Consider the following 11,857-nt stretch of genomic DNA (forward strand, 5'->3'; position numbering starts at 1 on the left):
AGGATGCGGGCTCGATTCTACGACGGGAACGCATGCGCCCGGCCGTCACAGCATGCTGCGCGGCCGCACCATCGTCCCGTCGACGAAACGCCTTGCGCGAAACGCCGACAGGTCGAGCGACGGCGCGCCCGTGTCGATCCATTCGGCGAGCAGCCGGCCGACGATCGGCCCCATCGCGAAACCGTGCCCGCAGAACCCGGTCGCGATCGCGAGCCCCGATGGCGTGCCGGGTGCATCGATCACCGGGATGCCGTCGGGCAACACGTCGATCAGGCCGGCCCACGCCTCGACGATCTGCGCATCCTTCAGCGCGGGAAAGATCGCCTTGAGCTTCGCGAGCGCGTGCGGCGCATGCGTGCGATTCGGCTGCGGCTGAGGATCGCGCGGCTCGATCGGCCCGGTCGAGCCGTTGATGCGGGCGAGCACGTCGCGCCACGCGGACGCACCCAGTTGCAGCCGGAATTTGTCGCGCTGCGACCAGAATTGCGGCCAGAAGAGGCTCAATCCGCGCAAATGGCCGAGCGTCAGATCGACGTCGACCTGCATGTCGTCGGCGAGATTGATCGCGCCGCTCTTGCGCTGCCGGATGCCGAGGCCATGGCCCCACACCGTCGCCGCCGTCACCGGCGGGACCACGTTGGTGCGCATGCAGGTGCCGCGCACGGCCTGCTGCGGCAGCCGGATGCCGACGCCGTCGAGTAGCCGGAAACTGGTCGCGCCGGCCGCGCAGATCACGCGCCGCGTGCGGATCGTGCCGCGTTCGGTCGCGACGCCGACGACCGCGCCGCCGGCCGTCTCGATCGCGGTCACGCCGCAGCCTTCGAAGAAACGCGCGCCGGCCTCGGTCGCGCGCGCCGCGAAGGCGGCGGCCACGCGACGCGGCTCGGCCTGCCCGTCGGTCGCCGTATACAAGCCGCCGAGGGTACGCGCGTGCGTCGACAGCCCATTCACGCGTTCGTCGATCTGCGCGCGCGTCAGCGTGCGCGTGTCGAGCCCGTGCTCGCGCGCCACGGCGAGCCACGCCTGGAACGACGCCCAGTCGTCTTCGTTGTCCGCCATGTAGAGGCAGCCGCCCTGCCGCCATTCGAGATCGAAGCCGAGCGCCTGCTCCAGGCCTTCCCAGATCCGCATGCCGGCCATCATCAGCGGCACTTCGGCGGATTCGCGTCCCTGCTGTCGCACGAAGCCCCACGCGCGCGTCGATTGCTGGCCGGCGATGCGCGACTTGTCGAGCACGACGGCTTTCAGGCCGCGCAGGCCGAGGTAGTAAGCAGCCGCGCAGCCCATGATGCCGGCGCCGGCGATCACGACGTCGGCTTCGGGCGGAAACGCCGTATCGGCGTGGCTCAATGCGTCGTGCAGCGGATAGGTGGTGGTCATTGTTTTCTGTCGAGTGTCAATGCATGGCCGGCAAAGCTTATCGCGGCAACGTCGTCGCATGAAGCGATAAATGGCGGGAAACCGTCATTCGGCCATCCCGTCGAGGCCCACCATCGCATTGACGCCGACGGCGGTCGCGCGGGTCTGCCGAAGCCACGGCGCCGGAGCCGCGCATTGCATTGACGGTTGCCGTCGCTTGCGCATCGATACCGGTAGCGATGAAAACGTCGACCGACACCGGCGCGCCCACACCCAACGCCGTTGCGGAAATTCCATTCGACGATGCGAAGCCGCGGAGCGCAACGCGAACGGCTGCTTCGAATGGGCTCGACGCTCGATGCAATCGTCCTCTCAAACATTCGGCGTTTTTTATTCAATCAGGACTGCCAATGCAACGGCAAACCATGCCCGCTCCATGTCGGGCATCTAGCCATGTCATGCGCGGTCGGCGCCGGTCAACAAGCAATTGCGGCAATCGCTTCCGGCTACCCGAGCAGCGGCCGATCCGGCGCGATCGACCGGCCCTGTTTTTTCGGCTTGACGACCCCGGACCGCCGCGAGATAAACTGTATATCCATACAGTATCATCGCAGTAAAAATGATCCTCCCCCCATTCGATCCCCCGAAGCTGAACGACCTCACCGAATGGTGGACGAAGTGCACCTACGCGGACGTACAGCGCCTGATCCTCGAAGTGCAGCACCTTCGCCTGACGCTGTGGGAGTTGAAAGCCCACGTCGCGGACGCATCGCGCCGCATCCGCGTGCTCGATCCGGACATGCTCGCGCATGGGTCCGCGCTCCGGCGGCTCGGCTACCTGCTCGACAAGGAGATCGAGCGTGCCAACCCGATCGGGCGCACGCGCGACGTGTATGCGCCGTTTTCGGACGAATGGCGTGCGCGCGCGTCGCTGCGCTGCGCGTTGCGCGGGCAGCCCGAGCCGGCCGAGGCAGGCACGCTGCCGAGCACGATTCCGGAATTTCAGCGCATCACCTGGGCCGAGCTTCGCGATCGCTGGCGCCACCTGAGCGACAAGCAATCGAATCGGCAGAACGTCGAACAACGGATGGTGCTCGAGATCGCGCGTCAGCGCTCCGTGATCCTTGCGCGGGCGCGCAAGCTGGTCGACGCGGCGATCGCCGAAGCCGCGGCGGATGGAAAACGGCTGTTCGCGCTGGATCAGCTCCAGCGGCTGCTGTCCGTCGAGCGGGAGGACGGCGAGCCGTTCATGTATATGCCGGCGTAGCGCGAACGCGCAATCCATCCGTATCGGCGCCACGGCGACATGGCAGCGCTGGATCAACCACACGGCCATTGAGGCGGGCGTCTCGATCTCCACGGGCGCCGCCGCCATGCAAGCGCCGTCAGTGCGAATAGCGCGCTTGGGTGCCTGCCGTGCGGTCGAACGGCTGCAGCCTCGCAAGCTGCTCGATCGACATCGCGACGACCTCGAGAACATGCCGCGCGATTTCGTCGGCGGCCATGCCGGCATTGACGTACCGCTCGATGCTCATCGTGCGGGGCGGATAGCTGCCGGTTTCGTCATCGACGATGTCGATCCTGGCGGTACGCCGCTCGGGCGACAGCACGATCTGGACAGTTTTGCCGTGAACGACGGTCTGCATGCACAAAGTGGACATTCGCAGTCTCCAATTGCGTTGCCTTCGGACGATCGATACCTCACAACAGGAGTCGTCAATCTACAAATTTCCGAACGCATTCGCAATCTTCAGGCAGGAATGACGGCCGTTCGGGGCGCCGCACCGGTCAACCCGATGCCGTCTTTGCACGGGCACGGGCATGCGCACGCGCCGCGCTACGCATAGCGACTCAGCCACTCTTCGGAGAATTGTCTCGCGTACGCGACCGCTTCGGCTTCGGTCTCGAACTCACCCAGCTTACGGAACGCAGCCTCACGGCTGAAACCCACCTTCGTGACCTCGACCTGCGCGGCGTATTTGCCGGCCTCCGTCACGCGCGGCTCGCAGTTCATTTCGTATCCGCGCATCAAGAATTTCTTCTGCATCGGTTCAACACTTTTTTGAGACGGCAAAAATCGTAGCACGCAGTTGCGCTGACGCCCGAAAGTGTATCCACGTTGGTTTCACTAGAGGAAACAGTCAATCGCTCGTCCTGCAAAGGCGTCAGCGGCCGTCGCGCGATATCCTTCAAAAATGGGGCGAATACCTCGGTCAGGGCAAGGACGCGCCCCGCGTTGGTGCATGGCGCGGCGATTACCTGCCGCCTCGTGCGGAATCGCCTCCCGTCCGTAGCAATCCCGACGCGGAGCTGCCGAACGCACCTTTTCGCGCACGCGCCGCGGCAGGCCGAACGTAACTTCATGACACACCTTTCACACAAACGCACCTTTCACCACACTGAATGGCGACCATTTTGCGGTAAAGTTATCTTTTCCGTGCGTGGCCGGTCGGCTCGCCATTGGACGTCATGAAGACTGTCCGCCGAGACTGCCGCAAGGCGTCGTTCTGAACGTCACGATCCGTTCCCGTAGCATGACCACTGAAGCAATCACCACGGATTCCCTCGCGGTTGCCGAGCGCGTGCGCGAGCTGATGACCCGCAACGGCATCGGCAAGCGCCAGCAGACCACCGAGCTGTGCCGCATCCTCGATCTGAGTTTCTCGCAAGGCCACCGCAAACTGCGCGGCAGCAGCCCCTGGACGCTCGCGCAGATCAAGAAAGTCGCCGAAGCGTACGGCGAGCCCGCCGCCCAGCTGTTCGGCGCGCAAACGCTCGACCCCGGCATGGTCGGCGCCTATTCGCAGGAAGCCGTCCTGTATGCGGGCGTCGCAGAAATTCCGTGCACCGCCTGGATCGGCGCACCGCTCGAAGCCGGCGCGCGCCCCGAGTTCGTCGCGTACGAACAGAATGGCCGCTGGCGCGTGCTGCGCCATACCGGCGTGCTGTACCAGAACGCGTACGACGTGCACAAGATCGAGATCTACCCCCGCCGCGCGGAGAGCGACAAGCTCGTCGTCGCGGTGATCGATCCCGATCGCGTCAGCGCGACCGAGCTGTGCCGCTATCTCGAACGGCAAAGTTTCGCGACGGCCGCGTTCGACGGCCTCGCGGCGTTCGTCGACGCGCTGCAGGGCCAGGCCTTCGACGCGGTCCTGACCGAATGGCTGTTCGACGACGGCACGGCCGCCACCGCGATCAAGGCCGTGCGCACGTCCGACAACCCGGGCGCGCCGATTTTCGTGCTGACGGGCGACCTGCTCACCGGCCGCGCGAGCGAAGCCGACATCAGCGAAGTGATCCGCGCGTTCGACGTGGTGTGCTACGAAAAACCCGCGCGCATGGCGATCCTCAGCGCCGATCTCGCGAAGCGGCTCGCGCGCGGCTGACGTCCGCCGGGCCGGCCGCCCGTCGAAGGGCCAACGCACGCGCGGCGCCGCGGGCATGAACGGGTTCCTCAGTACAATAACCGCACCCGTTCACGCCCACGCCGGCATCCGGCGCACGACTCCATGGCCCGCCTCATCCCCGACGACTGGAAAAGCCTCGCCGCGACCGGCGCGGCCGAACGCGAGCGCGAAACGCTCGCCGCGCTCGAACACGCGCTGCCCGACGGCTACACCGTGTATCACGGCGTCCACTGGACGCGCGCCGACCAGGCGTTCTCGGTGTTCGGCGAAGCCGCGTTCGTCGTCGTGAGCCCGGCCGGCCGCGTGCTGCTGATCGAACAGAAGGCCGGCTTCCTGCGCGAAACCCCGAAAGGGCTCGTGAAGGTCTACCTGCAGAAGGAGCGCAATGTCCCGATCCAGCTCGCGCGCACGCAGGAAACGCTGCATCGGCGCCTGACGGCCGCGCTCGGCGCGGGCGTCTACGGCGTCGAGGCGCTGCTGTACTGCCCCGACTACGCGATCCGCGACGCGTCGATCGCGGGCGTCGCGCCCGACCGCATCGTCGATGCGTCGCGCAAGGCGCAGCTGGCGCAGGTGATCCTGCAGATCCTGCCCGAGAACGACGAACCCTTTCCGAACGCGCCGAAGCTCCACCATTTCCTCGCGGACGAGCTCGCGCTCACGCCCGACACGAGCGCGCTCGTCGGGCAGGCCGGCACGCTCGTCACCCGGTTGTCGGGCGGGCTCGCCGCATGGGCACGCCAGCTCGACTTCACGCCGTTCCGGCTGCGCATCACGGGCACCGCCGGGTCGGGCAAGACACAGCTCGCGGTGCAGGTGATGCGCGACGCCGTCGCGGGCGGCCAGCGCGTGCTCTACGTCTGCTTCAACCGGCCGCTCGCCGACTACATCGCGCGCATCGCGCCGCCCGGCGCGAAGATCGCGAACTACCACCAGCTGTGCGACTGGGTCGCGCGCGACAGCGGCTATACGCCCGACTTCCAGGTACCCGGCGAATTCGAACGGCTCGAGGCGCGCTTCGCGCAAGCGCCGATTCCCGAACGCTGGCGCTTCGACGTGCTGATCGTCGACGAAGGGCAGGATTTCCATGCGCCGTGGGCGGCCGCGCTGGAGCGCCTGCTCGCGCCGAACGCCGCATGGTGGTGGCTGGAAGATCCGCTGCAGAACCTGTACATGCGCGAACCCGTCGCGCTGCCCGGCTGGGTCACGCTGAAGGCGCTCACGAATTACCGCAACCCGCGCGACCTGCTCGACTTCGTGCGCGACGTCGTCGGCCGCGTCGAGCCGCTCGCGGCCGAACTGCGCTCGGGCAGCCCGTTCGACGGCTCCGATCCGTCGGTGTCGGCATACGGAGAAGACGGCGCGTCGGGCGACGCATTGGCGCAAGCCTGCATCGACGCGACCAAGCGCGCGATCACGCAGGCGCTGTCACTCGGCTTCCGCAAGCAGGACATCGCGGTGCTGTCGTACCGCGGCCGCGAAGGCTCGGTGCTCGCGCCGCTCGACCAGCTCGGCCCACACCGGATCAAGCGCTTCACCGGCAAGTACGACCTGTTCGGCAACCCTGAGTATCGCGAAGGCGACGTGCTGCTCGATTCGATCTACCGCTTCAAGGGCCAGTCGGCGCCGTGCGTGATCCTCACCGAAGTCGACTTCGACACGCTCGACGCGCGTGCCGCGCGCAAGCTGTTCGTCGGCGCGACGCGCGCGACGATGAAGCTGCTGATCGTCGCGTCGTCGCGCGCGGCCGCGCAACTCGCGGACGCCGCGGGTTGACGCGGCGGGCGGGCGAACGCCTGTCCGCTTCGGGGACACTCTTCGATATCGGGGCCGTTGACACAATCGGGCACATTTCTCGATGCTCCGGACCCTTGTCCACGCTCGTTTCGACCTGTTAAGGCCATCCTGACGGTTTGTCCGTTTGCAGCCGGCTTTTACGATGCCAGGCCATTCGTTGCAAACGGAATAGCCCATGGCCGACGTGAAAAAACTGCCGTACTACAAACCGACAAAGGGATTGTTCGGATCGGAGTTGAGGGAATACAAGGGTTCCCAAGGGTGCGTTCCGCTTGATACGCAAAGGAGCGTATCGATCGACCGGCTTGCACCGGGCGAAAAGCCGCCGCCACCGCCTCCGAAAGCGATTTCCGGGCCTTCGAATGCCCCGAAGCCTCCTGCGCCACCTCGACCGCCGCCGCAAACCGATCAGGCAAGAACCAAAGAACCGCCGACGCAGGCGGAGTCGGAAGTTTGCGAAAACCCGCCGCCTTTCGATCTCCAGGACGTGCCGATTGCGATGGACAATCTCGGCTGGAAGGTTTCAGCCAGGCTTGCGCGAATCTGGTTTGCGGGCGCGGCGCATACCTACAATGACGATCCAACGTCGGTCCAGCCGATGAATAACGATGACGTTACCCTTGATTGGGTGTTGAAATTCGGAAATGTCAGGGAAAAATACGAGAAACTTCTTGAGAGCGATATTTACAGCGAGCGCTCCATACGCACAGCAACAGACATCACGAAGTCCTTTGTCAAAGAGCTATTTTTTTGACAGAAATTCGACATTCAATTTCAACACCTCGTCGTTTATAGGAAATTTTCAAAAATTTCACAACAATTGGCAATTTCAACTATCTAAAATAGGTAATTTTGACACCCTGAAAAACCTTTCCCCGACGGATCTCACAGGGGCATTGGCCAATTTTAATATTTATGCGGCCATTGGAAACGTCGAAATTTCCAGTGAAAAATACTTCAAATATGAAAAATCAAGCACCTTTTATTGCCTAAGCGCCACGGGGAAAATTACGCACATCTATGTTTACGTGAAAGACAACTACTCATTCAACGGAAAACAATATTTAGGCCACTGGAACAAACATGGAGTGATCATTGCGACAGGGTCGCTTCTCACCGGATCAGGATCGCCAAGGCGAGAATTCGACATTGATATTTGGTCAAAAAATATCAACAAACCAGTCGACACCCGAAGAAGCATGTTCGGAAAATTCAAAAGGCCCGACGTTTACTTTCCGATCTACAACGCAGATTACAGTCGCTGGAGAGAGAGGCATCACAGAGGCAGAGACTTCATGATATATTCAAAGCCAGTCTATTTTAAGCTGAATAAGCCGATCGACCTTAATCTTGGTGAAATATGCCGAATAGAGCCATCAGATACATTGGCCTAACCATTGCCATTTACATATGCGCAGGTTTGATCATTCATTTCAGTCGCCCCGCCTACGGACGATGCGATTTCTATGATCGCGCGGATACATTGGATGGCGGCAAAAAAAACATGAATGGCGTTTGGTATCGATTCAAGCTGTGTGGCACTGGCGGGAATGATCAGGACGCGACCGACGACAACATCGAACTAAGCGTGTTTAGTGAAAATGGCGAGCTTCTTGCGAGACGATATTTCTCCGTCAACTGGTATCACGGAGATAGCTCTCACCCGCCCCTGCGCTACGAGGGCAACCTGGTTCGCTATATCGACTTGACCGATGAATCGAATATAAAAAAACATCTGATGATCCCTCCCTCCAAGTGGGATTGGCTTCGCGCCAGATTGCCTTTGTTTTAAGGGTTACAACCTAAGTTTTTGATTTATAAGAAACAAAGCCCCGCTAGCGGGGCTTTGTTTCTGGACAGACTGCTCGCTCGGATCACCGACGAGAGCATCGACCAACCCGCGAAACAGGTCGCATCAGCCCACAGGTCCGCGGCAATTCACCTCGTCACGCTCAAGCCACCCGAAACGCCCCCACCGCGCGACGCAGCCCATCCGCCTGCTCCTCGAGCGACGCGGCCGCTGCGGCCGCCTGCTCGACGAGCGCCGCGTTCTGCTGCGACACCTGATCCATCTGCGACACCGCGCGGTTCACCTGCTCGATCCCGTCGCGCTGCTCGCTCGATGCGGCCGCGATCTCCGTCATGATGCCCGTCACGCGCCCGATCGCCTGCTGGATGTCCTGCATCGTCGCGCCGGCCGTACCGACGAGCCGCGAGCCGGTCGCGACACGCTCGACCGATTCGCCGATCAGCGTGCGGATTTCCTTCGCCGCGGACGCCGAACGTTGTGCCAGCGTGCGCACCTCGCCCGCGACCACCGCGAAGCCGCGCCCCTGCTCTCCCGCGCGCGCGGCCTCGACCGCCGCATTCAGCGCGAGGATGTTGGTCTGGAACGCGATGCCTTCGATCGTGCCAATGATGTCGGCGACCTTCTGCGAACTGCGGTCGATCTCGTTCATCGTGCCGATCACCTCGCCGACGACCGTCGCGCCGCGCGTCGCGATCTCGCTCGCGCTGTCCGCGCAGGCCTGCGCCTCGAGCGCGTGGTCCGCGTTCTGCTTCACGGTGGCCGTCAGCTGCTCCATGCTCGCGGCCGTCTCCTGCAGCGCCGACGCCTGCTCCTCGGTGCGCTGCGACAGGTCGGTGTTGCCGGCCGCGATCTGGTGCGTCGCCGTCGAGATCGCTTCGGAACCCTGGCTCACCTGACGCACCGTATCCGCGAGGCTGCGCTGCATGCCGGTCACGCCGTTGACCAGTTCGGCCATCTCGTCGCGCGACGACCAGTGCACTTCCGACGTGAGATCGCCGTCCGACAGCCGGCGGAAATGCGACAGCAGGCGATTCACCGGTTGCGTGATCGCGAAATGCAGGCCGATCGCGCAACCGAGGCACGCGGCAAGCCCAAATGCGATGCCCGCGATCGCGCCCATGCGCATCCAGCCGTAATAGGTTTGCGCGGTGTCGTACACGTCCTTGCCGCGCGCGGCCTGGTACGCATCGAGCGCGTCGGTCGCCTGCGTGAGCGCGACCGACAGCGGCGGCGCGACCGTCATCAGCAACCGGTCGGCTTCGTCGCGCCGCCCTTCGCGAATCGCATCGATCATCGGCTTCAGCGCCTGTCCGATCAGCGCCTGGCGCGCGGCATCGAGGCGACTCGCGAGCGGGCCTTCGTCGTCGCCGTGCGGCATCGCCGCGTAGTTGCGCCACGCCGTGTCGGCCTTCGACAAATAACCCTCGGCCTTCTTGACGAGCTCGGGCACCTCCGCCGCTTCCGGATGCAGCAGCGCGCGGTCGAGCGTGGTGCGCACGATCGTCAGGTTCAGGCTCGCCGCGGACAGCGCGGTCTTCGCGGCCAGTTGCCGCGTGTAAGCCTCGTCGAGGGCGCGGTTCGAGCTCTGCATGCCCGCGAGGCCGATCAGCCCCGACACGACGAGCAGCGCGGCGACGAGGCCGAGCGTGGAGAAAATCCGCGTACGGATCGAGAAACGGGAAAACAGGGCGTTCAGGTTCATGACGGCACGTGAGCGATGAAAAATGCCGCGGCAATCGGTCCGCGGCCCTCTGTATTACGGTTTGCCTGCAAAAAACTTGAGTCCGTCCCTGCATCGAGGCTGACCGTGGTCAATTTTCTGGGCGGGCAACCTCCTGTTACGACTGCAACATATCGAGGCTGGGCAGAAATTGACTAGTCAATCATCCATGGCTATATTTCGATCCAATTCCCTGCCATGGCAGATATCTCGATGACAACGGACACTTTCCTCACCCGGCCAGCCGCCGACGCGGCCCGCCGCGACGCGCCGACCGGGCTGATCGTCGCCGCGCTGCTGCTCGTCATGCTGCTGTCCGCGCTCGACCAGACGATCGTGTCGACCGCACTGCCGACGATCGTCGGCGAACTCGGCGGGCTCGACCAGTTGTCCTGGGTCGTCACCGCATACCTGCTGTCGTCCACCGTCGTGCTGCCGCTGTACGGCAAGCTCGGCGACCTGTACGGCCGCAAGATCGTGCTGCAGGCCGCGATCGTGCTGTTCCTCGCCGGCTCCGCGCTGTGCGGCGTCGCGCAGGACATGACGCAGCTGATCGTGCTGCGCGCGCTGCAGGGGCTCGGCGGCGGCGGCCTGATGGTCGTCACGATGGCCGCGATCGGCGATCTGGTTCCGCCCGATCGCCGGGCGCGCTACCAGGGGATGTTCGGCGGCGTCTACGGCCTCGCGACGATTGTCGGCCCGCTGCTCGGCGGCTTCCTGGTCGAGCATCTTTCATGGCGCTGGATCTTCACGATCAACCTGCCGCTCGGCCTGCTCGCGCTCGCGGTGATCGGCACCGCGTTCCGGCCGCACACCGCGCACGTGAAGCACCGGATCGACTATATGGGCGCCGCGTTCCTCGCGACCGCCCTCACCTGCGTGATCCTGTTCACGAGCGAAGGCGGCTCGCTGCTGCCGTGGACGTCGCCGCAGCTGTGGATGACGCTCGTGCTCGGCCTCGTCGCGATTGGCGGCTTCATTTATGAGGAACGCATCGCGGCCGAACCGATCATGCCGCTCGAGCTGTTCCGTCATCGCACCTTCGTGCTGGTCAGCCTGATCGGCTTCGTGGTCGGCATCGCGCTGTTCGGCTCGGTGACGTTCATCCCGCTCTACCTGCAGGTCGTGAAAGGCTCGACGCCGTCGCAGGCCGGCATGCAGCTGCTGCCGATGATGGGCGGGATGCTCGTCACGTCGATCGTCAGCGGGCGGCTGATCTCGCGGCTCGGCTCGTACCGGCCGTTTCCGATCGCGGGGACGCTGACCGGCGGCATCGCGATGGCGTTGCTGTCGACGCTGACGCTCGATACGCCGCTGCATACGATGTACGCGTACATGGCGCTGCTCGGGATCGGGCTCGGAATGGTGATGCCCGTGCTGACGCTCGCCGTGCAGAACACCGTCGAATTCCGGCATATGGGCGTGGCGACGTCGGGCGCGACGCTGTTCCGGTCGATCGGCGGCTCGCTCGGCGTCGCCGGGTTCGGTGCGCTGTTCTCGCACGGGCTGCAGTCGCGCATGATGCACGCGCTGCCGGCCGGCACCGAGCTGCCGCCCGCGCTCGGCCCGGCCGCCGTGCGCCAGTTGCCGGATGCCGTGCGCGACGCGTACCTGCACGCGTTCGCCGGTTCGCTGCACGTCGTGTATCTGGTGGCTGCGGCGATCATCGCGATCGCGTTCGTGTTCGCATGGTTCGTCGAGGATGCGCCGCTGCGCAAGCATCACTGAGCGGCCGGCGGAGCGCGACGCGCTCCATCCGCA

At 64.3% G+C, this 11,857-nt stretch carries 11 protein-coding genes; 7 read left to right on the forward strand and 4 right to left on the reverse strand.

From position 1 onward, the window contains the following. Positions 1 to 45: 45 nt before the first annotated feature. Positions 46 to 1,380 carry an FAD-binding oxidoreductase gene (locus tag GJG85_RS20170; RefSeq protein WP_089489476.1) on the reverse strand — a complete coding sequence of 445 codons (1,335 nt, stop codon included), beginning with the start codon at positions 1,378 to 1,380 and terminating at the stop codon, positions 46 to 48. A 598-nt stretch (positions 1,381 to 1,978) separates the two neighbouring features. Here GJG85_RS20170 and GJG85_RS20175 point away from each other — a divergent pair. Beyond that, positions 1,979 to 2,626, forward strand: coding sequence for a hypothetical protein (locus GJG85_RS20175; protein ID WP_050011881.1), 648 nt, complete (start codon positions 1,979 to 1,981; stop codon positions 2,624 to 2,626). 118 nt (positions 2,627 to 2,744) lie between these two features. Here GJG85_RS20175 and GJG85_RS20180 read toward each other — a convergent pair whose 3' ends face one another. Beyond that, a complete protein-coding gene (locus GJG85_RS20180) occupies positions 2,745 to 3,020 on the reverse strand; it encodes a hypothetical protein (protein WP_050011882.1) in 276 nt (91 codons plus the stop codon). Positions 3,021 to 3,196: 176 nt separating this feature from the next. Next, positions 3,197 to 3,406 carry a hypothetical protein gene (locus GJG85_RS20185; RefSeq protein ID WP_027780901.1) on the reverse strand — a complete coding sequence of 70 codons (210 nt, stop codon included), beginning with the start codon at positions 3,404 to 3,406 and terminating at the stop codon, positions 3,197 to 3,199. A gap of 487 nt (positions 3,407 to 3,893) precedes the next feature. Here GJG85_RS20185 and GJG85_RS20190 point away from each other — a divergent pair, with 487 nt between their 5' ends. From GJG85_RS20190 to GJG85_RS20205, 5 genes are all read left to right on the forward strand, one after another. After that, entirely contained in the window at positions 3,894 to 4,748 is an 855-nt protein-coding gene (locus tag GJG85_RS20190; RefSeq protein WP_050011883.1) for a helix-turn-helix domain-containing protein, read from the forward strand. A gap of 123 nt (positions 4,749 to 4,871) precedes the next feature. Beyond that, a complete protein-coding gene (locus GJG85_RS20195) occupies positions 4,872 to 6,545 on the forward strand; it encodes an ATP-binding domain-containing protein (protein ID WP_204384318.1) in 1,674 nt (557 codons plus the stop codon). A gap of 196 nt (positions 6,546 to 6,741) precedes the next feature. After that, positions 6,742 to 7,320 (forward strand): DUF6402 family protein, encoded by a 579-nt coding sequence (locus GJG85_RS35245; RefSeq protein ID WP_275564761.1) that lies wholly within the window; start codon positions 6,742 to 6,744, stop codon positions 7,318 to 7,320. After that, positions 7,211 to 7,960, forward strand: coding sequence for a DUF6402 family protein (locus tag GJG85_RS20200; RefSeq protein WP_275564762.1), 750 nt, complete (start codon positions 7,211 to 7,213; stop codon positions 7,958 to 7,960). The genes GJG85_RS35245 and GJG85_RS20200 overlap by 110 nt, the downstream gene beginning before the upstream one ends. A 26-nt stretch (positions 7,961 to 7,986) precedes the next feature. Then, on the forward strand, positions 7,987 to 8,358 hold the full coding sequence (locus GJG85_RS20205) for a hypothetical protein (protein ID WP_239468978.1): 372 nt from the start codon (positions 7,987 to 7,989) through the stop codon (positions 8,356 to 8,358). Between the two features lie 160 nt (positions 8,359 to 8,518). On the opposite strand, the gene GJG85_RS20210 is transcribed toward GJG85_RS20205, so the two are convergent. Continuing rightward, entirely contained in the window at positions 8,519 to 10,078 is a 1,560-nt protein-coding gene (locus GJG85_RS20210; protein WP_089489478.1) for a methyl-accepting chemotaxis protein, read from the reverse strand. Positions 10,079 to 10,309: 231 nt separating this feature from the next. Between GJG85_RS20210 and GJG85_RS20215 the strand changes: the two genes are divergently transcribed. After that, on the forward strand, positions 10,310 to 11,824 hold the full coding sequence (locus tag GJG85_RS20215; protein ID WP_089489762.1) for an MDR family MFS transporter: 1,515 nt from the start codon (positions 10,310 to 10,312) through the stop codon (positions 11,822 to 11,824). Positions 11,825 to 11,857 lie beyond the last annotated feature (33 nt).

Origin of the sequence: Burkholderia sp. MS389 (assembly GCF_016899425.1) — a bacterium.
GTDB lineage: Bacteria > Pseudomonadota > Gammaproteobacteria > Burkholderiales > Burkholderiaceae > Burkholderia > Burkholderia sola.

Bases quoted from the DNA above. Each gene is read 5' to 3' on its own strand.
- GJG85_RS20210 (WP_089489478.1), bottom strand. From the start codon at position 10,078: ATGAACCTGAACGCCCTGTTTTCCCGTTTCTCGATCCGTACGCGGATT.
- GJG85_RS20170 (WP_089489476.1), bottom strand. From the start codon at position 1,380: ATGACCACCACCTATCCGCTGCACGACGCATTGAGCCACGCCGATACG.
- GJG85_RS20200 (WP_275564762.1), top strand. From the start codon at position 7,211: ATGTCAGGGAAAAATACGAGAAACTTCTTGAGAGCGATATTTACAGCG.
- GJG85_RS20185 (WP_027780901.1), bottom strand. From the start codon at position 3,406: ATGCAGAAGAAATTCTTGATGCGCGGATACGAAATGAACTGCGAGCCG.
- GJG85_RS35245 (WP_275564761.1), top strand. From the start codon at position 6,742: ATGGCCGACGTGAAAAAACTGCCGTACTACAAACCGACAAAGGGATTG.
- GJG85_RS20215 (WP_089489762.1), top strand. From the start codon at position 10,310: ATGACAACGGACACTTTCCTCACCCGGCCAGCCGCCGACGCGGCCCGC.
- GJG85_RS20175 (WP_050011881.1), top strand. From the start codon at position 1,979: ATGATCCTCCCCCCATTCGATCCCCCGAAGCTGAACGACCTCACCGAA.
- GJG85_RS20180 (WP_050011882.1), bottom strand. From the start codon at position 3,020: ATGTCCACTTTGTGCATGCAGACCGTCGTTCACGGCAAAACTGTCCAG.
- GJG85_RS20190 (WP_050011883.1), top strand. From the start codon at position 3,894: ATGACCACTGAAGCAATCACCACGGATTCCCTCGCGGTTGCCGAGCGC.
- GJG85_RS20195 (WP_204384318.1), top strand. From the start codon at position 4,872: ATGGCCCGCCTCATCCCCGACGACTGGAAAAGCCTCGCCGCGACCGGC.